Source organism: Nocardioides sp. P4_G4, assembly GCF_056401085.1.
In genome coordinates, this window is sequence record NZ_JBFUKA010000074.1 from 1 (window position 1) to 21,873 (window position 21,873).

The 21,873-nt window shown below is 71.1% G+C and carries 25 protein-coding genes; 18 read left to right on the forward strand and 7 right to left on the reverse strand.

Translation table 11 applies throughout. The annotated features are described in order from the left end of the window. Nucleotides 1-126 precede the first annotated feature (126 nt). The 4 genes from AC1DQF_RS16395 to AC1DQF_RS16410 form a co-directional block, all read right to left on the reverse strand. A complete protein-coding gene (locus tag AC1DQF_RS16395) occupies nt 127-1,122 on the reverse strand; it encodes an inorganic phosphate transporter (protein ID WP_477526287.1) in 996 nt (331 codons plus the stop codon). 6 nt (nt 1,123-1,128) lie between these two features. Beyond that, nucleotides 1,129-1,746 carry a DUF47 domain-containing protein gene (locus AC1DQF_RS16400; RefSeq protein WP_477526288.1) on the reverse strand — a complete coding sequence of 206 codons (618 nt, stop codon included), beginning with the start codon at nt 1,744-1,746 and terminating at the stop codon, nt 1,129-1,131. A 74-nt stretch (nt 1,747-1,820) separates the two neighbouring features. Continuing rightward, nucleotides 1,821-3,998 (reverse strand): RNA degradosome polyphosphate kinase, encoded by a 2,178-nt coding sequence (locus AC1DQF_RS16405; protein ID WP_477526289.1) that lies wholly within the window; start codon nt 3,996-3,998, stop codon nt 1,821-1,823. A 74-nt stretch (nt 3,999-4,072) separates the two neighbouring features. Continuing rightward, a complete protein-coding gene (locus AC1DQF_RS16410) occupies nt 4,073-4,435 on the reverse strand; it encodes a DsrE family protein (protein ID WP_477526290.1) in 363 nt (120 codons plus the stop codon). A gap of 22 nt (nt 4,436-4,457) precedes the next feature. Here AC1DQF_RS16410 and AC1DQF_RS16415 point away from each other — a divergent pair, with 22 nt between their 5' ends. Genes AC1DQF_RS16415 through mshD form a run of 4 tightly spaced genes read left to right on the forward strand, consistent with a single transcriptional unit; the run spans nt 4,458 to nt 7,141 of the window. After that, nucleotides 4,458-4,952, forward strand: a complete 495-nt coding sequence (locus AC1DQF_RS16415) for a heme-binding beta-barrel domain-containing protein (RefSeq protein ID WP_477526291.1) — start codon at nt 4,458-4,460, stop codon at nt 4,950-4,952. Nucleotides 4,953-4,959: 7 nt separating this feature from the next. Next, nucleotides 4,960-5,391, forward strand: coding sequence for a Fur family transcriptional regulator (locus AC1DQF_RS16420; RefSeq protein WP_477526292.1), 432 nt, complete (start codon nt 4,960-4,962; stop codon nt 5,389-5,391). Next, nucleotides 5,388-6,332, forward strand: coding sequence for a CAF17-like 4Fe-4S cluster assembly/insertion protein YgfZ (gene ygfZ / locus AC1DQF_RS16425; RefSeq protein WP_477526293.1), 945 nt, complete (start codon nt 5,388-5,390; stop codon nt 6,330-6,332). Before AC1DQF_RS16420 ends, ygfZ begins: the two co-directional genes overlap by 4 nt. Then, nucleotides 6,329-7,141, forward strand: coding sequence for a mycothiol synthase (gene mshD / locus AC1DQF_RS16430; RefSeq protein ID WP_477526294.1), 813 nt, complete (start codon nt 6,329-6,331; stop codon nt 7,139-7,141). The genes ygfZ and mshD overlap by 4 nt, the downstream gene beginning before the upstream one ends. Nucleotides 7,142-7,270: 129 nt before the next feature. Here mshD and AC1DQF_RS16435 read toward each other — a convergent pair whose 3' ends face one another. Next, nucleotides 7,271-8,005: a winged helix-turn-helix transcriptional regulator gene (locus tag AC1DQF_RS16435; protein ID WP_477526295.1), complete on the reverse strand. Its 735-nt coding sequence runs from the start codon at nt 8,003-8,005 to the stop codon at nt 7,271-7,273. 43 nt (nt 8,006-8,048) lie between these two features. Here AC1DQF_RS16435 and AC1DQF_RS16440 point away from each other — a divergent pair, with 43 nt between their 5' ends. Then, nucleotides 8,049-8,348 carry a MoaD/ThiS family protein gene (locus AC1DQF_RS16440; RefSeq protein WP_477526296.1) on the forward strand — a complete coding sequence of 100 codons (300 nt, stop codon included), beginning with the start codon at nt 8,049-8,051 and terminating at the stop codon, nt 8,346-8,348. Between the two features lie 163 nt (nt 8,349-8,511). Next, the gene (locus AC1DQF_RS16445; RefSeq protein WP_477526297.1) at nt 8,512-10,671 is read left to right on the forward strand and encodes a carboxypeptidase-like regulatory domain-containing protein; all 2,160 of its coding nucleotides are present in this window, start codon (nt 8,512-8,514) and stop codon (nt 10,669-10,671) included. 61 nt (nt 10,672-10,732) lie between these two features. On the opposite strand, the gene AC1DQF_RS16450 is transcribed toward AC1DQF_RS16445, so the two are convergent. Next, nucleotides 10,733-11,158 (reverse strand): Hsp20/alpha crystallin family protein, encoded by a 426-nt coding sequence (locus AC1DQF_RS16450; RefSeq protein ID WP_477526298.1) that lies wholly within the window; start codon nt 11,156-11,158, stop codon nt 10,733-10,735. Between the two features lie 120 nt (nt 11,159-11,278). Here AC1DQF_RS16450 and AC1DQF_RS16455 point away from each other — a divergent pair, with 120 nt between their 5' ends. The 10 genes from AC1DQF_RS16455 (at nt 11,279) to AC1DQF_RS16500 (ending at nt 18,968) form a co-directional block, all read left to right on the forward strand. Beyond that, nucleotides 11,279-11,569, forward strand: a complete 291-nt coding sequence (locus tag AC1DQF_RS16455; protein WP_477526299.1) for a MerR family transcriptional regulator — start codon at nt 11,279-11,281, stop codon at nt 11,567-11,569. 73 nt (nt 11,570-11,642) lie between these two features. Next, on the forward strand, nt 11,643-12,125 hold the full coding sequence (locus AC1DQF_RS16460; protein ID WP_477526300.1) for a TlpA family protein disulfide reductase: 483 nt from the start codon (nt 11,643-11,645) through the stop codon (nt 12,123-12,125). Nucleotides 12,126-12,418: 293 nt separating this feature from the next. Further along, nucleotides 12,419-12,904 (forward strand): DUF4395 domain-containing protein, encoded by a 486-nt coding sequence (locus tag AC1DQF_RS16465; protein ID WP_477526301.1) that lies wholly within the window; start codon nt 12,419-12,421, stop codon nt 12,902-12,904. A gap of 67 nt (nt 12,905-12,971) precedes the next feature. Continuing rightward, nucleotides 12,972-13,826, forward strand: coding sequence for a sulfurtransferase (locus tag AC1DQF_RS16470; RefSeq protein WP_477526302.1), 855 nt, complete (start codon nt 12,972-12,974; stop codon nt 13,824-13,826). After that, nucleotides 13,826-14,122: a DUF1416 domain-containing protein gene (locus tag AC1DQF_RS16475; protein WP_477526303.1), complete on the forward strand. Its 297-nt coding sequence runs from the start codon at nt 13,826-13,828 to the stop codon at nt 14,120-14,122. The genes AC1DQF_RS16470 and AC1DQF_RS16475 overlap by 1 nt, the downstream gene beginning before the upstream one ends. 118 nt (nt 14,123-14,240) lie before the next feature. Continuing rightward, entirely contained in the window at nt 14,241-14,474 is a 234-nt protein-coding gene (locus AC1DQF_RS16480; RefSeq protein ID WP_477526304.1) for a hypothetical protein, read from the forward strand. A gap of 100 nt (nt 14,475-14,574) precedes the next feature. Continuing rightward, nucleotides 14,575-15,756: a zinc-dependent alcohol dehydrogenase gene (locus tag AC1DQF_RS16485; protein ID WP_477526305.1), complete on the forward strand. Its 1,182-nt coding sequence runs from the start codon at nt 14,575-14,577 to the stop codon at nt 15,754-15,756. Continuing rightward, nucleotides 15,753-16,988, forward strand: coding sequence for an iron-containing redox enzyme family protein (locus AC1DQF_RS16490; RefSeq protein ID WP_477526306.1), 1,236 nt, complete (start codon nt 15,753-15,755; stop codon nt 16,986-16,988). The genes AC1DQF_RS16485 and AC1DQF_RS16490 overlap by 4 nt, the downstream gene beginning before the upstream one ends. Before the next feature lie 73 nt (nt 16,989-17,061). Next, nucleotides 17,062-18,546, forward strand: a complete 1,485-nt coding sequence (locus AC1DQF_RS16495) for a sensor histidine kinase (RefSeq protein ID WP_477526307.1) — start codon at nt 17,062-17,064, stop codon at nt 18,544-18,546. 20 nt (nt 18,547-18,566) lie between these two features. Continuing rightward, nucleotides 18,567-18,968 carry a VanZ family protein gene (locus AC1DQF_RS16500; protein WP_477526308.1) on the forward strand — a complete coding sequence of 134 codons (402 nt, stop codon included), beginning with the start codon at nt 18,567-18,569 and terminating at the stop codon, nt 18,966-18,968. On the opposite strand, the gene AC1DQF_RS16505 is transcribed toward AC1DQF_RS16500, so the two are convergent. Continuing rightward, a complete protein-coding gene (locus AC1DQF_RS16505) occupies nt 18,969-20,375 on the reverse strand; it encodes a tyrosine-protein kinase domain-containing protein (RefSeq protein WP_477526309.1) in 1,407 nt (468 codons plus the stop codon). Between the two features lie 322 nt (nt 20,376-20,697). On the opposite strand from AC1DQF_RS16505, the gene AC1DQF_RS16510 reads away from it, so the two are divergent. Continuing rightward, entirely contained in the window at nt 20,698-21,105 is a 408-nt protein-coding gene (locus tag AC1DQF_RS16510; protein WP_477526310.1) for a hypothetical protein, read from the forward strand. Between the two features lie 227 nt (nt 21,106-21,332). Further along, on the forward strand, nt 21,333-21,873 hold a 541-nt coding region (locus tag AC1DQF_RS16515), incomplete at its 3' end, for a hypothetical protein (RefSeq protein ID WP_477526311.1).

Genomic DNA, 21,873 nt, shown 5'->3' on the forward strand with positions numbered 1-21,873 from the left:
TCGTGATTCCGGGGGCCAAACGTCACGGACTACCCCGAGAACGGGGACCCCGAGCGGGGGCGGACGACCGGAGCCCGCGAGCGGATCACCCGCGGGCCGAGCGCCCCGAGCGGGCCGAGCGGGGGATCAGGGCAGGAAGATGTGCAAGATCCAGTAGCAGAGAGCGGCGACGAGGGCGGCGGCCGGGAAGGTCAGCACCCAGGCCGTCAGGATCGACCGGGCGACGCCCCAGCGCACGGCGGAGAGCCGCTTGGTGGCGCCCACGCCCATCACCGCGGAGGTGATCGTGTGGGTGGTGGAGATCGGGGCCTCGAAGACGTACGCCGTGGTGTAGAGCACCGACGCGGCGACCGACTCGGCGGCGAAGCCGCGTGCCGGGTCGAGGTGGATGATGCGGCGGCCGAGGGTGCGCATGATGCGCCAGCCGCCGGACCAGGTGCCGAGGGAGATCGCGGTCGCGGCCGAGATGATCACCCAGAGCGGGAGGCCGTCGGACTCGGAGACGTAGCCGCCGGTGAGCAGCGCCAGGAAGATCACGCCCATCGTCTTCTGGGCGTCCTGGAGGCCGTGGCCGAGCGCCATCGCGGCGGCCGAGACCGTCTGCGCCCCCAGGAAGCCGCGGTGGGCCTTCGACGGGTTGGCGCTGCGGAAGATCCACATGATCGCCAGCATCACCGCGAAGCCGAGCCCGAAGGCCACGACCGGCGAGAGGAACATCGGGATGACGACCTTGTCGATGACGACGCTCCAGTGAGCAGTCGCCCCGGCCGCGAGGGCGGCACCGACGAGACCCCCGATGAGGGCGTGCGAAGAGGACGAGGGGAGGCCGAAGCGCCAGGTGATGAGGTTCCACGAGATGGCGCCCAGGAGGCCGCACAGCACGACCACCAGCCCGGAGGTGCCCGTGCCCGGATCGATGACGTCGGAGACGGTGTGGGCGATCTTCTGCCCGAGGAAGGCGCCGACGAAGTTCATCACCGCGGCCATGCCGAGCGCGATGCGCGGGGTGAGCGCACCGGTCGACACCGAGGTGGCGATGGCGTTGGCGGCGTCGTGGAAGCCGTTGGTGTAGTCGAAGACGAGCGCAACGACGACCACCGCGACGATGATCGCGATCTCCATCTGGCGTCAGGACTCCTTGACGGCGATCTGCTCCAGGATGTTGGCGACCTTCTCGAAGGCGTCGATCGCGCCTTCGAGGGACTCCACCACATCCTTGAGCTTGATGACCTCGATGGCGTCGTAGTCGCCGTTGAAGAGGTTGGCCAGAATGCGGCGGTAGCTGCGGTCGCCGGCGTTCTCGAGGCGGTTGATCTCAATCCAGTAGTCGTCGAGCGAGCTCATCGACTGCAGGCCGGGCATGGCGCTGGCGGTGAGCTCGGCGCAGCGCTGGAGGACCTCGACCTGCTCGGAGGTCTCCGCGGGCAACGTGGTGACCTTGTAGAGCAGGACCAGGTCGACGGCCTCGTCCATCATGTCCATGACGTCGTCGAGAGCGCTCGCGAGGGAGTAGATGTCCTCGCGGTCGAACGGCGTCACGAAGGTGCTGTTGACCCGGCGGACGATCGCGTGGGTGGTCTCGTCGGCGGCGTGCTCGGCCTCGCGCATCTGCTGGGCGACGGCCTCACGGTCGTTGCCCTCGCTGAGCATCTCGGCCAGCAGGCCGGAGCCCACGACGAGGTGCGACGCGGCCTCGCTGAAGAGGTCGTAGAAGGAGCTGTCGACGGGGCGGAATTTGAAACGCACGGAGAACTCCGGGGGACGGGGGGAAGAACGACCCACATGCTAGGGGTTCGTGATGCCCCGGAGGCAATCGCGTGTCAGCGGCGGCGCCGCTGCTTGGCGATGAGGGCCTCCTGCAGGTGCACCGTGCCGTCGTTGAGCGCCCACTCGCCGCTCGCCTCGAGGTGCCACGCGGAGGTGTCGGCGTCGAACGCCAGGTCCAGCAGGGCGCCCACCTCGGCCACCTTGCGCACGCCGGGCAGGCGCACCAGCACCTCCACCCGACGGTCGAGGTTGCGGTGCATCATGTCGGCCGACCCGATCCACGCGAGCGGCTCCCCGTCGTTGGCGAACCAGAAGACCCGGCTGTGCTCGAGGAACCTGCCCAGCACGGACCGGACCCGGATCGTCTCCGAGAGGCCGGGCACCCCGGGACGCAGCGCGCAGATGCCGCGGATCAGCAGCTCGACCTGCACGCCCGCCTGGGAGGCGAGGTACAGCGCGTCGATGATCGCCTCGTCGACGATCGAGTTGGCCTTGATCCGGATCCCGGACGTGCGGCCCGCCTGGTGGTTGGCGACCTCGGCGTGGATCTGGGTGATCAGGCCGTCGCGGACGCTGTCGGGGGCGACGAGCAGACTGTCGTACGTCGTGTTGCGGCTGATGCCGGACAGGTTGTTGAAGAGGTGGGCGACGTCCTCGCCGACCGCGGGGTCGGCGGTGAGCAGGCCGATGTCCTCGTAGAGCCGCGCGGTCTTCGGGTTGTAGTTGCCGGTGCCGATGTGGGTGTAGCGGCGGATCCCGTCCGGCTCGTCGCGGACCACCATCGACAGCTTGCAGTGGGTCTTGAGGCCGACGAGGCCGTAGACGACGTGGCAGCCGGCCTGCTCGAGCTTGCGGGCCCAGCGGATGTTGTTGGACTCGTCGAAGCGGGCCTTGATCTCCACGATCACCAGCACCTGCTTGCCGGCCTCCGCGGCGTCGACGAGGGCGTCGATGATCGGGCTGTCGCCCGAGGTGCGGTAGAGCGTCTGCTTGATCGCGAGCACGTGCGGGTCGGCGGCGGCCTGCTCGAGGAACCGCTGCACCGAGGTCGCGAACGAGTCGTACGGGTGGTGCAGCAGGACGTCCTGGCGGCGTACGGCGTCGAACACGTCGACCGGCTTGGCGGTCTCGACCTCCGCGAGCTGCGGGTGGGTCGAGGGCAGGAAGGCGGGGTACTTGAGGTCCTCGCGGGGGAGGTCGGCGATCGAGTGCAGGCCCCGGAGGTCGAGGGGGCCCTGGAGTCGGGAGACCTCCTCGAGGGTGACGCCGAGCTCGGAGACGAGCAGGTCGAGGACGGTCTGGTCGATCGACTCCTCCACCTCGAGGCGGACCGGCGGGCCGAAGCGACGGCGCAACAGCTCCTTCTCGAGGGCGGCGAGCAGGTTCTCCGCGTCGTCCTCCTCGACCTCGAGGTCCTCGTTGCGGGTCACCCGGAAGGTGTGGGCCTGGAGCACCTCCATGCCGGGGAACAGCTTCTTGAGGTGCTCGCCGATGACGTCCTCGAGCGGCACGAAGCGCTGGTTGCCCACCGGCACGAAGCGACTGAAGATCGGCGGGACCTTGACCCGGGCGAAGTGCTCGGTGCCGGACTTGGGGTTGCGCACCACGACGGCGAGGTTGAGCGAGAGCCCGGAGATGTAGGGGAAGGGGTGGGCCGGGTCGACGGCCAGCGGGGTCAGGACGGGGAAGATGCGGTCCTTGAAGAGCTTCTTGCAGACCTTCTGCTCCTCCCGGTCGAGCTCGGACCAGCGGACGATCTCGATGCCCTCGCCACGCAGCTCGGGGATGACCTGGTCGTTGAACGCGAGCGCGTGGCGCTGCATGAGCTCGCGGCCGCGGTCCCAGAGCAGCTCGAGCTGGTCGCGGGGGAGCAGGCCGCTCGCGGCCCGTACGGCGACTCCGGCGGCGATGCGGCGCTTGAGGCCGGCCACGCGGACCATGAAGAACTCGTCGAGGTTGCTCGCGAAGATGGCCAGGAACCGGGTGCGCTCGAGCAGCGGCAGCGAGGGGTCCTCGGCCAGCTCGAGGACGCGCTGGTTGAAGCGCAGCCACGACAGCTCGCGGTCGAGGAACCGGTCGTGGAACTTCTCGACGGCCGCGATCTCGTCGGCGTCCGGGACGTAGGGCGGCTCGACGTCGAAGGTGTCCGGGGGGTGTCCGAACGGCTCGGTCGTCGGGCCGTCCTCGACGGAGGCTCCCACGCTGGTCGGGAGGGACGTGGTGTCGGACATGGGGTGAGTCTGTCACCGGATCGTGAACGGTGGGTGTCGCCGACGCGGGGCGGTCAGCCTGCGGTGCCCCAGCGTCAGTAGACGATCGCCTGCACGCCGTCGCCGAGGATCTCCTCGGCGAAGACGGCGGCCCCCGCGATGGTCGCGCCGGTCACCAGGTCGGAAGCGGTCAGCTCGCGTCGGGCGGCGCACTGGGAGCAGACGGTGAGCCGCCCCCCGGCCAAGACCACGTCGCGGAGGTCGGACAGCGGCGTGGCCAGCGGCAGCGCGAAGGCCTCGGCCCGCCCCGGCACGGCGAACCAGGCCGCCTCCCCGGTCAACCACAGGGAGACGTCGGCTCCCGCGGCGACGGCGGCGGCGGCGACGGTGAACGCCTGGTTGGCGCGCTCGGCGTCCTCCGCACCGCAGGTGACCTTGACGACCAGTGAGCGCGGCATGGGCTCACCCTAGACTCGGACCATGCCCTTCGAGCTCCCCGACAACCTGCACCCCAACTGCGGCCCGGTCGCCTGGCTGCTGGGCACGTGGCGCGGCAACGGTCACGGCGACTACCCCACGATCGAGAAGTTCCAGTTCGGCCAGGAGCTGATCTTCACCCACGACGGCCGCCCGTTCTTCCACTACATGTCCCGCGCCTGGATCGTCGACGAGGACGGCGAGTTCGTCCGCGACGCCGCCATGGAGTCGGGCTTCCTGCGCTGCCCCGAGCCGGGCAAGGTCGAGTTCCTGCTCTCGCACAACATCGGCTTCTCCGAGATCTGGTACGGCGCCGCCGATGCCGGCAAGGTGGAGATGCACACCGCCGGTGTCGGCTACACCGAGACCGCCAAGCACGTGACCGCCGGCTCGCGGATGTACGGCAACGTGGAGGGCGACCTCCTATACGCCTTCGACATGGCCGCCGTCGACCAGGAGCTCCAGCCGCACCTGTGGGCGCGGCTCCAGCGCGCGTGAGGTCCTGATGGTCGACGAGCTCGCGCAGCGGCTCCGGGGCAGCGGCTACCGGCTGACCCCGCAGCGCCAGCTGATCCTCGGCGCGGTCGAGGAGCTGGGCCACGCGACGCCGGACGAGGTCCTGGCGGCCGTCCGGACACGGGCCAGCGCGGTGAACGCGTCGACCGTCTACCGCACCCTCGAGGTGCTCGAGGAGCTCGGGCTGGTGCGCCACACCCACCTCAGCGACCGGGCGCCGACGTACCACTCGACCCGAGAGCCGGAGCACTTCCACCTGGTCTGCCGGAATTGCCACCGGGTCCGATCCGTTGACCCAGGTGTGGTGGCCGCGCTGCTCGAGACGTTGCGGCGCGAGCACGACTTCGAGGTCGACCTGGGCCACCTGGCGATCTTCGGCCGCTGCACCGACTGTCCCCCACCGTCTGGAGACCCCGCATGACCTCCCCGCTCCTCGGCCTGCCGGGCGCCGTCGCCGGCGACGGCATCGACGCCCCGGTCGCGGCCCACTACGGCTCCTTCCACGGCGAGCAGCGTCGTCTGGTCTCCGGTGACGGTTTCGTCGACCTGTCGCACCGCGACGTCGTACGCATCGAGGGTCCGGACCGGTTGACGTGGCTGCACTCGCTGACCACGCAGTACTTCGAGGGCCTCGCGCCCGGGGTGTGGACCCAGGCGCTGGTGCTCAGCCCGCAGGGCCACGTCGAGCACGCCTTCCACGGCGTCGACGACGGCACCACCTTCGTCGCGCACACCGAGCCGGGCGCCGGCCGGTCGCTCGCCGACTTCCTGGACCGGATGCGGTTCATGATGCGTGTCGAGGTGAGCCTGGTGACCGACGACGTGGCCGTGGCCTGGCGGGTGACGGGGAACGGGGCGACCTACGACCTCGTGCCGCGCGACCGCCTCGAGGAGTACGCCGCCGCGGCCGGCACCGCTGCCGGCCTCTGGGCCTTCGAGGCGCTGCGCATCGAGCGCGGCGAGCCTCGCTTCGGCATCGACACCGACCACCGCACGATCCCCAACGAGGTGGGCTGGATCGGTCCGGCCGTGCACCTCGAGAAGGGCTGCTACCGCGGCCAGGAGACGGTCGCGCGGGTGCACACGCTCGGTCGTCCGCCGCGCCGGCTCACTCTCCTGCACCTCGACGGCTCGGAGAACCGGCTGCCGCCGCCCGGCAGCGCGGTGACCCTGCCGGGCTCGGAGCGCCAGGTCGGCTTCCTCGGCTCCAGCGCCCGGCACCACGAGCTCGGACCGATCGGGCTGGCTCTGCTCAAGCGCAACGTGCCGGTCGACGCCGAGCTCGTCGTCGACGAGATGCCCGCCTCCCAGGAGGTCGTGGTCGACCCCGAGGTCGGGCTGCACGTCCGCCCGCAGCTGTGACGTTGCTCGAGCGCGTCGAGGAGGTCGCCGCCGCGGCCGAGGCCGTCGACGGGGTGGCACCGCTCGACGAGGCCACCTGGTTGTGGCTGCGATCGGGTGCGTGGCCCGAGCGGCGCGACGGCGTCGGGGACATCGTCCGCCCCACCGGGTTCCTGCTGCGCCGGGGCGAGGAGCTGCACCTCGTCGTCCACCCCGACCACCGCGGCCGGGGGCTCGGCGCCGCGTCGCTGGCGACCGTGGAGGGCCCGGCCCAGGCATGGTCCCACGGCAACCACCCGGCCGCGGCCCGGCTGGCGGCCGAGCACGGCTTCGCCCGGGTCCGCGACCTGTGGGTGATGCGTCGCCCGGCCTCCGGGTCGCTTCCGGAGCTCGACGACCGGCGGATCCGGTCCTACCGGGACACCGACGCCGCCGAGCTGCTGCGGGTCAACGCCGCGGCCTTCGCCCACCACCCCGAGCAGGGCAGCCTCGACGAGGCCGGACTCGCCGCCCGGATGGCCGAGCCGTGGTGGGACCCGGCGGGGCTCCTGGTCGCCACCGAGGGCGACCGGATGCTCGGGTTCCACTGGACCAAGCAGCACGACGCCCGCCTCGGCGAGGTCTACGTCGTCGGCATCGACCCCTCCGCCCAGGGCCAGGGCCTGGGGCGGGCGCTCACCCTCGCGGGCCTGCACCACCTGCACGCCCGCGGCGTGGACGAGGTGCTGCTCTACGTCGAGTCGGACAACACGGCCGCGCTCGCGACGTACTCACGGCTCGGCTTCACGCACGCGGACGCCGACACGCACGTGATGTACGCCCGCACCTGACGCAGGGTGCAGGCCCAGCGCTGCGACCTGAGTCAGTGGGTGACTCAGCTTCCAGCGTTGAGTGTGGCCGTGGTGGCGCTGCGACCTGAGTCACCGGGTGACTCAGGTTCCAGCGGCGAGCGTGACCCCTCAGGCGTCCGTGGTCTCCGAGGCCGGGGCCGCGTCGCGCTCGGCCGCCTTGTCCTTCGACGGCAGCACGAAGCGGTAGCCGACGTTGCGCACGGTCCCGATGAGGTGCTCGTTCTCGGGGCCGAGCTTGGCGCGGAGCCGACGGACGTGGACGTCGACGGTGCGGGTGCCGCCGAAGTAGTCGTAGCCCCACACCTCCTGGAGCAGCTGCTGGCGGGTGAAGACGCGCCCCGGGTGCTGGGCGAGGAACTTGAGGAGCTCGAACTCCTTGTACGTCAGGTCGAGCGCCCGCCCGCTGACCTTGGCGGTGTACGTCGCGTCGTCGACCACGACCTCGCCGGTGCGGATGACGTGGGCGGCCGGGTCGTCCGCCTCGCGCCGGGCGGCGAGGCGACCGATGGCGATCCGGATGCGACCCTCGAGCTCGGCGGGCCCGCAGGTGTGGAGCACGACGTCGTCCATCGCCCAGTCGTAGGCGACGACGGCCAGGCCGCCCTCGGTGACGATGAGCAGGACCGGGACGTCGGTGCCCGTGGTGCGGATCAGGCGGCACAGGTCGCGGGCGTGGGCGAGCTCCTGGCGTCCGTCGACGAGGAGCAGGTCGGACTCGGGCGCCTCGAGCAGCGCACTGCCCTCCGAGGGGAGGATCCTCACCGTGTGGCCGAGCAGGGAGAGGGCGGGCAGGACCTCGACCGAGGGCTGGAGTGCGCTCGTCAACAGCAGCAGGGTGCTCATGGCCGTCTCCTCCGGTGGGGCGGATAAGGAAGGATATCGAGCCATGACCTCCGGCACGGACCGAACGCACGAGCGTGAGACGGCTGTCACCGTCCACTACTGGGCCGCGGCACGGGCCGCGACGGGGGTCGCGAGCGAGGAGTTCCCCGTCGAGGGGCCGATCACGCTGGCCGAGCTGGTACGCCGCGTGGTCGCCGCGCACCCCGGCCGCGACGTCGAGCGGGTGGTCGGCGTCTGCTCGGTGCTGGTCGGCGACCAGCCGGTCGGGTCGCAGGACCCGGGGGCCGTCGTGGTGCGTCCCGGGGACGTCGTGGAGCTGCTGCCGCCCTTCGCCGGCGGCTGACCGGTGGTGACGGAAGCATGGCTAATTCGGACTAGTCATTGCTTTCCGGCGTCCGGCCCGTCAAGATCCCGTTGACTCATGCGCGGGGGCAAGTGAGTCGGGGGTGACCCTGCTTGTCCTCGTGCGTCGAGTCTTCACTCACCACTCGAACGGGGAACACAGCATGATCGGATCATCCGCGCGACGCCCACTGCGTCGCACCATCGCCACCGTGGCGGGCACCGCGCTCGTGGCGACCGGCCTCGGTCTCGGGGCCGCTCCGGCCCAGGCCGCCGACTCGGTGGTCAGCGGCACGCTGACCGACACCCAGGGCAATCCCGTCGACGGCTACGTCGACGTCTACCGCCAGCAGACTGACGGCACGTTCACCGACGTGGCCACCGCCTACGCGTCCAACGGCTACTTCTCCGGCACCTACGCGGACGGCGTCTACAAGTTCGGGGTCACGACGTACGAGGCCGACTACAGCGAGTTCTACCGCGACAAGGCCGACCTCGCGTCCGCCGACGCCGTGACCGTCGGTGGCGGCGCCACGGCGCTCCAGCCGTGGACCGTGGACCAGCCCTACGTCGTCGGCACCGTGACGGACCCGTCGGGTCGACCCGTCCAGGGCATCCAGGTCACCGCGTACGACGCCGCGAGCGCCGCGGGCACCGACGACGTCTCGGCCGACTACACCGACGAGAAGGGCGCCTTCGTCCTGCCCGTGGGCTCTGCCCCGGTCAAGATCCTCGCCTCGGGCAACTCCCGCCTCGTCTCGGAGTGGTACAACGACAAGTCGAGCTTCGCCACCGCCGACGCCATCACCGGCACGGCGACCGGCAACCCGATCGCCATCGGGCTCACGGCCGGCGGCTCCATCTCCGGCCAGGTGCTGAGCGACGCCGGGCTGCCGCTCGAGTTCGTCAACGTGACTGCCGGGTCGCGCAGCGACGTGACGGACAAGAACGGCGCGTACCTCATCGAGGGCCTGCCCTCCGCGAGCTACACCGTCGAGTTCTTCGACGAGCTCGGCGAGTACACCTCGGAGTACTTCAACAACGCCGCCACCTCGGCCGCCGCCACGCCCGTCACGGTCGGCAAGGACCAGGCCATCGGCAACATCAACGCGAACCTGACCCCCGCGCCCGCGCAGCCGGCCGGTTCGGTCGAGCTCACCGGCGCGGTGAAGGACGACGCGGGCGCGCCCGTGGTCGGCGCCTACGTGGTCGCCTACAACACGCCCAACGCCCCCGCCAAGGAGCAGGGCGTCTCGTACGTCCGCTCCAACCGGCTCGGCGTCTACGCGTTCGACGACCTCGACCAGGTCGCCGGGGAGACCCAGTTCAAGATCGCGGCGGAGCCCGCGGAGGTGGGTGACGACAACGGCTTCGGGCTGTTCGGCTCCTGGCTCGGCGGCCGCACCACGTACGACCGGGCCGCCACCGTGACGGTGACCCCGGGCACCACGATCCCCGGCGGCGACATCACCCTGATGCGTGCCGGTGGCATCGAGGGCCTCATCACCGGGGCGGCCGGCCTGCCGCTCAGCGGTTCCGTCCAGCTCCTGTCCGTGGACGGCATCAGCGGAGGTTCGTCGTCCACCAAGGCCGACAACTCCTTCGAGATGCGCTACGTCTACCCGGGCACCTACAAGGTGCGGTTCGCCGACGGCTCGGGCAACCACGTCCCCGAGTGGTGGAAGGACTCGACCTTCGAGAAGGCCACCGAGATCACCGTCAAGCCCGGCCAGATGGTCAGCGGCCTCAACGCCGTCCTCGCCGCCTCGCTGGCCGCGACCGACCGTCCCGAGGCCAAGGGCTACCCGTGGGTCGGCAAGTCGATCTCCCTCGACCGGGGCGAGTGGAACTTCGAGACGGGCACGACGTTCTCCTACGAGTGGCTGATCGGCTCCACGGTCGTCGGCACCGGTGCGTCGTACACGCCGACCAAGGCCCAGATCGGTGACAAGCTCACCGTCCGCGTCCTGGCGGAGAACGGCCGCCTCGCCGGCACCGCCACCTCGGCCAAGACCGCCAAGATCGGCTACAAGCCGAAGGTCAAGGTCAAGGTCAAGGGCGCGACGGCCTCGCTGAAGGTCAAGGCCCCGCCGGTCAAGGCCAAGAAGGTCAAGGGCAAGGTCGTCGTCAAGGAGATCGTCAAGGTCAAGGACAACGGCGAGATCAAGTACAAGAAGGTCGGCAAGGGCAAGATCGCCAAGGGCAAGGGCGCCGTCTCGCTCGCCACGCTGAAGAAGGGCAAGCACAAGCTCGTCTTCTTCTTCCAGGGCAAGGGCAAGGTCGGCTCCACCGAGGTGAAGAAGAAGGTCAAGACCAAGAGCTGACCTGAAGAGCAACGGTGCCCCGGCGGAACGATCCGCCGGGGCACCGTCGTGTCTGCGGGCCTCAGGCCTCGATCGCCGTGCGGTCCGCGCGGCCGCTGGTCACCTCGATCTTGCGGGGCTTGGCCTTCTCGGCCACCGGGACCCGCAGGCGCAGGACGCCACCGTCGTACGCCGCCTCGATGCGGTCGAGGTCGAGGTTGTCGCCGAGGACCAGCTGCCGGCTGAACATGCCACGAGGTCGCTCGGAGGCGAGCAGCTCCCAGTCGCCGTTGCGGGCCACGCGCTCGGCGCGGACGGTGAGGACGTTGCGCTCCACGTCGAGGTCGATCGAGTCCGGCGCGACGCCGGGCAGGTCGAACTCGATGGTGAAGGTGTCGCCCTCCCGCCAGGCGTCCATCGGCATGACGGCCGGGCGGTTGGTCGTGCCGAGCAGCTGCTGCGCCAGGCGGTCGAAGTCACGGAACGGGTCAGTGGTGCGGATCAACATGATCTCCTCCCGGGGACGGGGTCGCCGGTCCGGCGACCTGTATTGTTGGTTACAGGTTTTATATACCTCGCACACCCCATTGCTTGCAAGCCCCCAGCCAGGAGCACCCAGGAGGATGCGGTGACCGGACCGACGGTGGGTGTCTTCGCGATCTCGGTGGCCGCCGAGATGGCCGGGACCAACATCCAGAACCTGCGCGTCTACGAGCGTCGCGGCCTCGTCGAGCCGGACCGGACGGCCGGCGGCACCCGGCTCTACAGCCGCGACGACGTCGACCGGCTGGGCCGCATCCGCGACCTTCTCGACCTGGGCCTCAACCTCGCCGGCATCGCCGTGGTGCTGCAGCTGGAGGCGGACAACGACCGCCTGCGCCAGCAGGTACGTCGGCTGCGCGCCGCCGGGCGGTCGTGATGCGGGCCGGGCCCGGGTCGGCCCCCCGACCATGGTCCGGAACAAGGGAGGGCGCGCGCCGGTTGCGCCCTGCATGACCACCGGTGCCTGGATCCTCGTCGCTGCCGTCGTCCTGGCGCTCGCCGTCGGGCTGTGGCGGGCCGCCACCGATGGGCGGTTCCGTGGGACCCACCGTGTGCGCGTGGGCGACGAGGCCGCTGCGAACGCCCACGAGGCCGCCGAGCCCGAGGTCCCGGCCGAGACCCCGCCCGGGGCGGCACTGGTGGCCGAGGTCGGCGAGGCGCTGGGGGAGCGGGCCACCCTGCTCCAGTTCAGCAGCGCGTTCTGTGCGCCGTGCCGCGCCACCCGCCGGGTCCTCGCCGACGTGGCCGAGGTCGTCCCGGGCGTGACCCACGTCGAGGTCGATGCGGAGCGCCACCTCGAGGCCGTACGCCGCCTCGGTGTGCTCCGCACCCCGACCACCATCGTGCTCGCGGCCGACGGGTCCGAGGTGACCCGCGCCGCCGGGGCCCCGCGCAAGGAGCRGGTCCTCACCGCGCTCGCCTCGGTCGTCTGACCTCCGCCGGGAGCTGCCGGGGCCGTCGGAGCCGCGTCCACATGGCGGAACAGCGGTCCACCTGTCGAGACGCGGGAATGAAGCGGCCGCGCAGATCCCTAGAGTCCACATCATGTCCTCGACCTGGCTGACCAAGCGACGCGCAGTGGATCACTGCCGCGTCCGCTCTGCCCTGTGTCGAATGTCGTGACGGGTCCGTCGATCACTCTGACGTAAGTCCACTGAGTTTGTGGACTATGGTGGAGGAGGTCCGRCCCACCTCGAGCCCGCCCGGCCTTCCCTGCAGGAGAGACATGTCCACGACCAACGAGCGCGCCGCCGTTCCCGGCACCACCTCGACCTCCCCGCCGAGCGCGGGGATCGACCCGCGCGGTCCGCAGTTCACCGCCGCCCTCACGGCGGTGGTGCTCGCCGCCGTCCTGCTGCTCGTGCCRCACCCGGTCGGCGTCGCGCTGCTCGCCGTGCAGGCCGTGCTCTTCGCGGTCGGTGCGGTGGCCGGGGTGCAGCACACGCCGCACGCGTGGCTCTTCCGCACCCTGGTCCGGCCGCGGATCGCACCCCCGGCCGAGCTGGAGGACCCGGCTCCGCCCCGCTTCGCGCAGGGCGTCGGCCTCGCCTTCGCCCTGGTCGGCCTGGTCGCGCTGCTGGCCGGCGCCACGGTCGTCGGCCAGGTCGCGGTCGGTCTCGCCCTCGTCGCGGCCCTGCTCAACGCGGTCTTCGCGTTCTGCCTGGGCTGCGAGCTCTACCTGATCGGCGCCCGGCTGCGCCCGTCCAGCTGACACCGCACGACACCCGCACGACACCCAAGAACACCCACAGATCTCACACACAGCAAGGAGCAATCACATGAGCCGCGAGTCTTCGCTCGTCACCGCCCAGTGGGTCGAGGACAACCTCGACACCGACGGCGTCGTCCTCGTCGAGGTCGACGAGGACACCTCGTCGTACGACAAGGGCCACATCAAGGGGGCCATCAAGCTCGACTGGACGACCGACCTCCAGGACCAGGTCCGTCGCGACTTCGTCAGCAAGGCGCAGTTCGAGGCACTCCTGTCCGAGCGTGGCGTCAGCAACGACGACACCGTGGTCCTCTACGGCGGCAACAACAACTGGTTCGCCGCCTACGCCTACTGGTACTTCAAGCTCTACGGCCACCGGGACGTCAAGCTCATGGACGGCGGCCGCAAGAAGTGGGAGCTCGACTCCCGCGAGCTCACCGACGAGCTGCCCACGCGGGAGAAGACGTCGTACACCGCGTCCGAGCAGGACCGCTCGATCCGCGCGTTCCGCGACGAGGTCGTGGCCGCCATCGGCACCCAGAACCTGGTCGACGTGCGCAGCCCCGACGAGTACGCCGGTCGCCTGCTCGCCCCGGCCCACCTCCCGCAGGAGCAGGCCCAGCGCGCCGGCCACGTGCCCACCTCGGTCAACGTGCCGTGGAGCAAGAACGCCAACGACGACGGCACCTTCAAGTCCGACGACGAGCTCACCGCGCTCTACGACGAGGTCGGCTTCGACACCGGCAAGGACACCATCGCGCTGTGCCGCATCGGAGAGCGGTCCTCGCTGACGTGGTTCGTGCTGACCGAGCTCCTCGGCCGCAAGAACGTCAAGAACTACGACGGCTCCTGGACCGAGTACGGCTCCCTGGTCGGCGTCCCGGTCGCGCTGGGCGACGAGCCCGGTCAGGCGGACGCCTGATGTGCGGCGCCACTGAGGGCGGGCTGTCGCTCGACGGCGTCAACGTCGCCAAGGAGGCCGTGATCCAGGGCCAGGTGCTGCGCGGGGCCGAGCCGGTCCCCAACGCCTACGTCCGGCTGCTCGACGGCACCGGCGAGTTCACCGCCGAGGTGCCGACGAGTGCCACGGGGCACTTCAGGTTCTTCGCCGGCGACGGCGAGTGGACGCTGCGCACCCTGGCTCCCAAGGCCGACCCGGTGGACACCCGCGTGGTCGCGGCCACCGGCTCGGTCGCGGAGGTCGCGGTCGCGATCTGACCCGTCCGGGTGCCTCACCCCATAGGGGTGGACGTTCCTTGAACCTCCCCACCGTGCCTCGGCACGATGGGGAGGTTCGTCATTTCCGGACGGACCTTTCGCAGACGAGGAGTCGCAGATGACCGAGCAGGACGCCAGCACCGAGGCCAGGACCGAAGCACTGCGCAACGTCGTCGACCGGGTGACGTCGTACGAGGAGAGCGCCCCCGAGGGCACGATCCGCACCGAGCTCGACTCGGCCCTCGACGAGGTCGGGATCGACCTGTCGGACGCCCAGCGGGAGCGCGTGACCCAGCAGATCTCCGACGGCCAGGACGTCGACGTCGAGGCCTTGGCGGCCGAGGGCACCTGAGCCTCCGCACGCCCGTCGGGACCACCCCGACGGGCGTGACGAAGCACTCGCCACCCCTCCGGGTCTGACGATCACCGGGGGCCGCTGCGAACGTGGGGTGATGAAGGCACTCACCTGGCAAGGCAAGCGCGACGTCCGCGTCATCGACGTCCCGGACCCCCGCATCGAGGAGCCGACCGACGCGATCATCAAGGTGACGTCCACCGCGATCTGCGGCTCGGACCTCCACCTCTACGACCCCCTCGGGCCGTTCCTCTCGCAGGGGGACGTGCTCGGCCACGAGACGATGGGCATCGTCGAGGAGGTCGGTCCCGACGTCACCCACATCGCGGCCGGCGACCGCGTGGTCATCCCGTTCAACATCTCCTGCGGACACTGCTGGATGTGCGAGCGCGGCCTGATGGCCGCCTGCGAGACCACCCAGGTCCGCGCCCAGGACAAGGGCGCCGCGCTGTTCGGCTACACCGAGCTCTACGGCTCGGTGCCCGGCGGCCAGGCGGAGTACCTCCGCGTCCCGCAGGCCCACTTCGGCCCGATCAAGGTCCCCGAGGGCGTCGCCGACGAGCGCTTCCTCTACCTTTCCGACATCCTGCCCACGGCGTGGCAGGGCGTCGCGTACGCCGCGGTCCGGGAGGGCGACACGCTGCTCGTGATGGGCCTCGGCCCGGTCGGCCAGCTCGCCACCCGCATCGCGCAGCACTGGGGCATCCGGGTGCTGGCCGTCGAGCCGGACCCGTTCCGGGCCGGCGTGGCCCGCCAGCGCGGTGTCGAGATCATCGAGGCGATCAAGCCCGCCGACGTCGCCGCCGCGGTACGCGACCTCACCGACGGCCGCGGGGCCGACGGCACCCTGGACGCGGTCGGCATGGAGGCCCACGGCACCCCGATCGCGGAGGGGGCGATCAAGTCGGTCGGCTACCTGCCCGACGCGCTGGCCAAGCCGTTGATGAAGACGGTCGGCATCGACCGGCTCGCCGCCCTGCGCTCTGCCATCTCCTCGGTACGCCGCGGCGGCACCGTGTCGATCTCCGGGGTCTACGGCGGGATGAGCGACCCGTTCCCGATGATGGAGATGTTCGACAAGGGCATCAGCCTGCGGATGGGCCAGTGCCACGTGAAGCGCTGGGTCGACGAGATCGTCCCGGTGGTGATGGAGGACGGCGACCCGCTGGGCCTTGAGACCCTCGCGACGCACCGGCTGCCCCTCGCCGAGGCGCCGGCGGCGTACCGGATGTTCCGCGACAAGGACGACGACTGCCTCAAGGTGGTCCTGAAGCCGTGAGCGACGCCGATGTACGAGCGCCGCTGCCGCAGCCGCGGGGCCCGCTCTCCGGCGCGGTGGCCACCACCTTGGGACGGCGTCCCGGTGGGGTGCACCTGGCCCCGGACGTGGAGGACGCCCTGGGTGGTCTCGACGACGCCGCGGGCTACGTCCACGACGAGGACGCCCAGCTGGCGCTGTGGATGCTGCTCGAGCTGCACCACCGCGGCTTCGCCGGCGTCGACGACGGCTGGGAGTGGCACCCCGAGCTGGCCCGGATCCGGGCGGCTCTCGGTCGTCGGCTCGAGGAGGTCGTGCTGGCCGAGGTGACCGAGGCGATCGACGGACAGGTCCCGGCGATGCTCCGCGACCCTGCCGAGACCTTCTTCGCGCTGGTCGGGAATGGCGGCGGCTCGCCGCTGGCGCGCCACGTGCGCCGCCGCGCCACCCTCGATCAGTGGCGCGAGCTGCTGATGCTCAAGTCGGTCTTCCAGCTCAAGGAGGGCGACGCTCACTCGTGGGCCATCCCGCGCGCGCACGGCGCGGTCAAGGTCGCGCTCACCGAGATCCAGTACGACGAGTACGGCTCGGGAGACCCGGCCCGCCAGCACGCGACGCTGTTCGCGCAGGCGATGGAGGCCAGTGGCGTGGACCCGACGTACGCCGCCCACGTCGACCGGGTGCCCGCCGTGGTGCTGGCGGTCAACAACTTCATGGTCGTGTGCGGCCTCCAGCGCCGGCTGCTCGGCGCGACGCTCGGCCACCTCGCGATGTACGAGGCGACCAGCTCGCTGCCGCACGGGATGTACGCCGCGGCGGCCCGGCGGCTGGGTCTGCCGGAGGAGGTCGCGGACTACTTCGACGAGCACGTGACGGCCGACGCCATCCACGACCAGATCGCGGTGCGCTCGATGTGCGCGCCCTTCGTGGACGGGGACGCGGGCCGGGCCGAGCAGGTGCTCCTCGGTGCACTGGGCGGCGCCTGGCTCGACGACCAGATGGCCGACGTGGTCCTGGCCGCGTGGGCGGACGACGCCAGCGCGCTGCTGCCCGCGCCGCCCGGGCGACCGCGCGGCGGCACCCCCCGGCTCCAGGTCTGCCCCGACGGGCCGGTGCTCGTCCGGGGCGCCGAGGAGTGGGTGGACCGTGAGGGCGAGGCGCACGCGCTCACGCGCCCCGTCACCGCCGTCTGCCGGTGCGGGGGATCGGCCCAGCAGCCGTGGTGCGACGGCACGCACAAGGTCCGGACCTGACCCGCGTCGTGTGAGGGGGATCCAGACGCGGCCGGGCGGCACTAGAGTGCGGCTCGGCGAAAGGCGGGACGGGATGGATGAGCTGGGCGACAGCCTGCTGCGGCTGGCGATGCAGCACTCGCCCGTCGGCATGATGCTGGTGTCGCCGGACGGGCAGATGCTGGCGGTCAACGACGCGACGTGCCGGATGCTGGGCTACGACCGCGCGGAGCTGCAGCAGRCGTTGTGGCAGGACATCACCCACCCCGAGGACCTGGCCTCCGACGTCGACCTCGTCGAGGACGTCCTGGCGGGTGTGCGGTCGTCATACCGGATGAGCAAGCGCTATGTCCGCAAGGACGGCTCGGTGCTGTGGGGGGACCTGTCGGTGGCGCTGCTGCGCGACGACGACGGCACCCCACTGCATTTCATCTCCCAGATCGTCGACGTCACCGAGCAGCGGGTGGCCACCCAGCAGATCGCGGAGGCCAACGCCACGATCGAGAAGCAGGCGCGGACCGTGGCCGCGATCTACGACGCCGTCGACGTGGGGCTCGTGCTGATCGACCGGTCCGGGCGCTACGAGCAGATGAACCGTCGCCACCGCGACTTCATGGCGCTGGCCTACCCCGAGGGGCACCACGGCATGGCCGGGCAGACGGGGGAGGTCTACGAGGTGGACGGGGAGACCCCGATGGCCCGCGGGGACCTGCCCTCGCTGCGCGCCGCCATGGGCGACGAGTTCGACGACGTACGACTCTGGGTGGGCTCGGACCCCGCGACCCGGAGGGCGTTGTCGGTGTCGGCACGCTCCGCCCGTCGTCCGGACGGCTCGTTCGTCGGCGCGGCGCTGGCCTATAAGGACGTCACCGAGTTCATGCGGGCTCTCGCGGTCAAGGACGAGTTCGTCGCGTCGGTGTCCCACGAGCTGCGGACGCCGCTGACCTCGGTGCTCGGCCACCTCGAGATGCTCGCCGCGCGCGAGGACCTGCCCGGAGACGTCCGTGCCCAGCTGTCGGTGGTCGACCGCAACGCCGGCCGGCTCCAGATGCTGGTCTCCGACCTCCTGTACGTCGCGCAGGAGGCCGATGCCGCCCTCCAGGTCGTGCGCGTGGCGGCCGACGCGGCCGTGATCGTGCGTGAGGCGGTCGAGGCGGCACGCCCGGTCGCCAACGCCTCGAAGGTCGCGCTGGTCGCGGACCTGCCGGACACCCGGGTGGCGATGTTCGACCCCCAGCGGATGCGCCAGGTGGTCGACAACCTGGTGTCCAACGGGATCAAGTACACCGACGCCGGCGGGGAGGTGCGGGTCCGGGTCCCGCTGGTCGAGGACCGGCTGGAGGTGGTGGTGTCGGACGACGGCATCGGCATCGGGCCCGAGGACGTGGAACGGCTCTTCTCGCGCTTCTACCGCGTCGACACGGAGCGGGTCCGCCTCACGCCCGGCACCGGCCTCGGCCTCAACATCGTCCGCTCCATCGTGGAGGGCTGCGGGGGAGGAGTACGTGTCGACAGCGAGCTGGGGGTGGGGAGCACCTTCACCGCGTGGATCCCCTATGTCGCCCCGGGCGACGAGTGAGTGGCGAGCGGCGGATCGCCGTGTGCAGCGTCGCCCTGTTCGGTTACGTGATGGTGCTGCTCATGGTGGTCCTCACGCCGAGCACCCGAGGTCCCGACCAGGTCCTGGCCGCGCTCACCGACCTTGCGATGGCCGCGGGGGCTCCCCGCGGAGTCACCCTCAACGCCGTCGAGATCCTGCTCAACGTCGTCATGACGGCTCCTCTGACGGCCTTGGCGTCGGTGGTGTGGCCCGATCCGTCGTGGCGGGACTGGACGGCGTGGGCGTTCGTGACCTTCGGCGCGGTCGAGGCGGTCCAGGGCCTGCTGCTGCCGGGGAGGCACGGGTCGTTCTCGGACGTCGTCGCCAACACGGCCGGCTGCTGCCTCGGTGCGCTGGCCGTGGTCGTCGTGCGCCACGCCGGGGTCCGCCGGGCGGGCTGATCAGGAGCGCGCGGCCCGGGTGGCCTTCCGGTCGCCCGCGGAGGTGTCGACGTAGTCGTCGGGTGCGTAGCCGTAGTGGGCGTAGTTGCCGGCCCCCACGTTGCGCCGCGAGACCCGGTTGAGGATGACGCCGAGCGGGCGGGCGTGCACCGCGTGGAGGTGCTCGATCGCCGAGGTGAGCTCGGTGTCGAGCGTGCGCCCGGCGCTGACAGCGACGAGCGCGCCGTCGGCGCTGTGGGCGACCACGGCGGCGTCGGTGACGGGGAGCAGCGGCGGGGCGTCGAGGACGACCATCCCGCGTGCCGACAGCTCAGCGATGACCGCGCGCATCGCCTTGGAGCCGAGGATCTCACTCGGGTTGGGGGGACGGCTGCCGGACGTCAGCACCGCCATGTTGGCGATCTCGGGATGTCCCTGGATCGCGTCGGCGAGCTCGACCCGGCCGGCGAGCACGTCGGTCAGCCCGACCGTGTCGTCGAGTCCCAGCACCCGGGACACGTTGGGGCGGCGCAGGTCGCAGTCGACCAGCGTGACCGGCTGGCCGGACAGGGCGATGGCAGCGGCGAGGTTGGCGGCCAGCGTCGACTTGCCGTCGCCCTGCTTGGGGCTGGTGACGACGATGGCGCGCGGCGGGTTGTCGACGTCCATGTAGGACAGGTTGGTCCGCAGCCGGCGGATCGCCTCGGCGGCCTGGGCCGACGTGCCGTGCCCCCCGCCGTTGACGAACAGCGCGTCGTGCTTGCCCAGGTCGGGCACCGAGCCGACGACGGCGAGCTTGGAGGCGCGCTCGACGTCCTCGGCCGAGCGGAGTCGGCGGTCCAGCAGCGTGCGGGCCACGGCGTAGCCGGCGCCGAGGAGGGCGCCGAGGACCGCGCCGAGCAGCACGTTGCGCTCGACCTGCGGTGAGACGGGGCTGGTGGGCAGCTGGGCGGACTCGGAGACCTCGATCCGCATGCCCTGGTTGCCCTTGCCCGACTCGATGTCGGACACGCGCTCGGCAAGGGCGCCCACCCAGGCGTCGGCCAGCTCCTGGGCGTCGCTGGGCGTGCCGGCTCGGGCGGTGATCTGGATGATCACGGTCTCGGGCGTCTGGCTGGCGTCGATGTTGCCGACCAGCGCCTCGGGCGCCGCGTCGAGACCGAGGTCGTCGATGACGATCGAGGCCGTCTCGCGGTCCTTGGCCAGCACGACGTACGACGCCGCGCGCGACTTGGACAGGGTGTCGTTGAGGTTGTCGAGGCCGGGGTCTCCGCCGACGCCGGACGTCACGAAGCCCGACGAGCTGGCGGCGTAGACCTTGGGCTGGAGGCTGCTGTAACCGAAGGCGACCGCCGCGGCCAGGATCACCATCGCGGTCACGGCGATCCAGTGGTTGCGCAGGATGCGCAGGTAGTCGGCCAGTTCCATCGAGTCGTCCCTGTCGGTCGGAAGCAGGGCGATTGCCCGCGGCGAGTCTAGGTGCGAGGCCGGCCCCCACGCGGCGCTTCGGCCACTCCGTTACTGGATCAGACCAGAAATGCACTCCACGTCCACAGGTCGGTTCCTCCACGTGCACGGATCGCCCACGGGCGGTTCGAAGGCCCTTCGGCGCGGTCTACTCGGACCCCTCGGGGCAATCGATCATCGACTGATCCGGGGGGATCCAGCAATGACGCACCGCCAGGTAGCACCCACTCGACGTACAGTCCTTCGCGCCGCGGCCTGGAGCGCGCCGGCCGTCACCATCGCAGTGGCAGCGCCAGCCTTCGCCACCTCGCCGGCCCAGCCGCAGGGCACTGCAGGGCCGCTCACGATCGTCCGAGCGGGCACGGTCCTCAGGCTGACGACCAGCCTCACTGCGGACCTGGCGCTCACCGGGGTCTCCGCGGTCGTCACCCTCACCTACCACCAGGCGAACGCCACGCGCGTCACGTCGACCACGGTCACGCGTCCGTGGGCGGCGTCGGCACGCGGCGACGCGTCGGCCACCTTCACCGCGGCCGCGCTCGCGAAGGGCGCCACCGCCTTCGAGCCACGGATCAACCTCGACAACGCGTCCTTCGACAGCGTCGACGTGAGCATCAGCTTCACCTGGGCGGGAAACACCCAGGGCGTCACCACGACGGCGACGTACGTCAAGAACGGCAGCCTGCCCTGAGAGGCGCAGGGCGGGATCGCCTCGTGACGGCGCCACGTGGCGCTTGATCCACCCCCGGGTAACACGTCACGGCCGATGTCTGGACCAGTCCTTCACGCGGTGTGCACAAGCCGGTGCGGAGGCGTGCACGGGTCAGCCACGTGCGGTTTTCATCCCCAGTTTGGGCGATTGACTCGAGGCCTCGGGACCACCTGCCACGTCGCCTTCGCTGTCAAGGGAACCTCATCATGAGCACGCAGACCCGCCTCACGCCCACCCGCCGGACCGTCCTGCGCACCGCCGCCTGGACCGCGCCGGCCGTGTCCATCGCAGTCGCGGCCCCGGCCTTTGCAGCCACCTCGCTCGTCACGCCGCCCAGCGCCTCGAGCAGTGGCAGCACGCGTGAGGGACAGACCCTGAACCTCAAGTCCAAGCTGACGGCGGGGACGAAGGCCATCACCGGTGCCCAGGTCACTCTCTCAATCACCGGCGGCACGATCTCCGACGTCCCCCTCGTAGTGGGCAACTGGTCGCGCACCGGCCTCTCTGGGAGCACGGCCACCTACACCTACACCGGCGGCACTCTCGCCACGGGCACTGGCGCCGACTTCAATCCTGTCGTGTCTCTGGGCGCCACCCCGGCCACCACCGTCACATCCACCATCGCGTTCAGCTGGCCACCGACCACCGGCAGCGTCTCGGTCTCGATCGCTCTCGCGGTGCCGTCCGGAAGCACCACCGGCAGCTCCCGCGCGGCCAAGGACCTCTACCCGGTTGTGAGCTTCACTG

Bases quoted from the DNA above. Each gene is read 5' to 3' on its own strand.
- AC1DQF_RS16445 (WP_477526297.1), top strand. From the start codon at position 8,512: ATGATCGGATCATCCGCGCGACGCCCACTGCGTCGCACCATCGCCACC.
- AC1DQF_RS16480 (WP_477526304.1), top strand. From the start codon at position 14,241: ATGACCGAGCAGGACGCCAGCACCGAGGCCAGGACCGAAGCACTGCGC.
- AC1DQF_RS16440 (WP_477526296.1), top strand. From the start codon at position 8,049: ATGACCTCCGGCACGGACCGAACGCACGAGCGTGAGACGGCTGTCACC.
- AC1DQF_RS16475 (WP_477526303.1), top strand. From the start codon at position 13,826: ATGTGCGGCGCCACTGAGGGCGGGCTGTCGCTCGACGGCGTCAACGTC.
- AC1DQF_RS16450 (WP_477526298.1), bottom strand. From the start codon at position 11,158: ATGTTGATCCGCACCACTGACCCGTTCCGTGACTTCGACCGCCTGGCG.
- AC1DQF_RS16435 (WP_477526295.1), bottom strand. From the start codon at position 8,005: ATGAGCACCCTGCTGCTGTTGACGAGCGCACTCCAGCCCTCGGTCGAG.
- AC1DQF_RS16415 (WP_477526291.1), top strand. From the start codon at position 4,458: ATGCCCTTCGAGCTCCCCGACAACCTGCACCCCAACTGCGGCCCGGTC.
- AC1DQF_RS16505 (WP_477526309.1), bottom strand. From the start codon at position 20,375: ATGGAACTGGCCGACTACCTGCGCATCCTGCGCAACCACTGGATCGCC.
- AC1DQF_RS16410 (WP_477526290.1), bottom strand. From the start codon at position 4,435: ATGCCGCGCTCACTGGTCGTCAAGGTCACCTGCGGTGCGGAGGACGCC.
- AC1DQF_RS16470 (WP_477526302.1), top strand. From the start codon at position 12,972: ATGAGCCGCGAGTCTTCGCTCGTCACCGCCCAGTGGGTCGAGGACAAC.
- AC1DQF_RS16405 (WP_477526289.1), bottom strand. From the start codon at position 3,998: ATGTCCGACACCACGTCCCTCCCGACCAGCGTGGGAGCCTCCGTCGAG.
- ygfZ (WP_477526293.1), top strand. From the start codon at position 5,388: ATGACCTCCCCGCTCCTCGGCCTGCCGGGCGCCGTCGCCGGCGACGGC.
- AC1DQF_RS16395 (WP_477526287.1), bottom strand. From the start codon at position 1,122: ATGGAGATCGCGATCATCGTCGCGGTGGTCGTCGTTGCGCTCGTCTTC.
- AC1DQF_RS16485 (WP_477526305.1), top strand. From the start codon at position 14,575: ATGAAGGCACTCACCTGGCAAGGCAAGCGCGACGTCCGCGTCATCGAC.
- AC1DQF_RS16420 (WP_477526292.1), top strand. From the start codon at position 4,960: ATGGTCGACGAGCTCGCGCAGCGGCTCCGGGGCAGCGGCTACCGGCTG.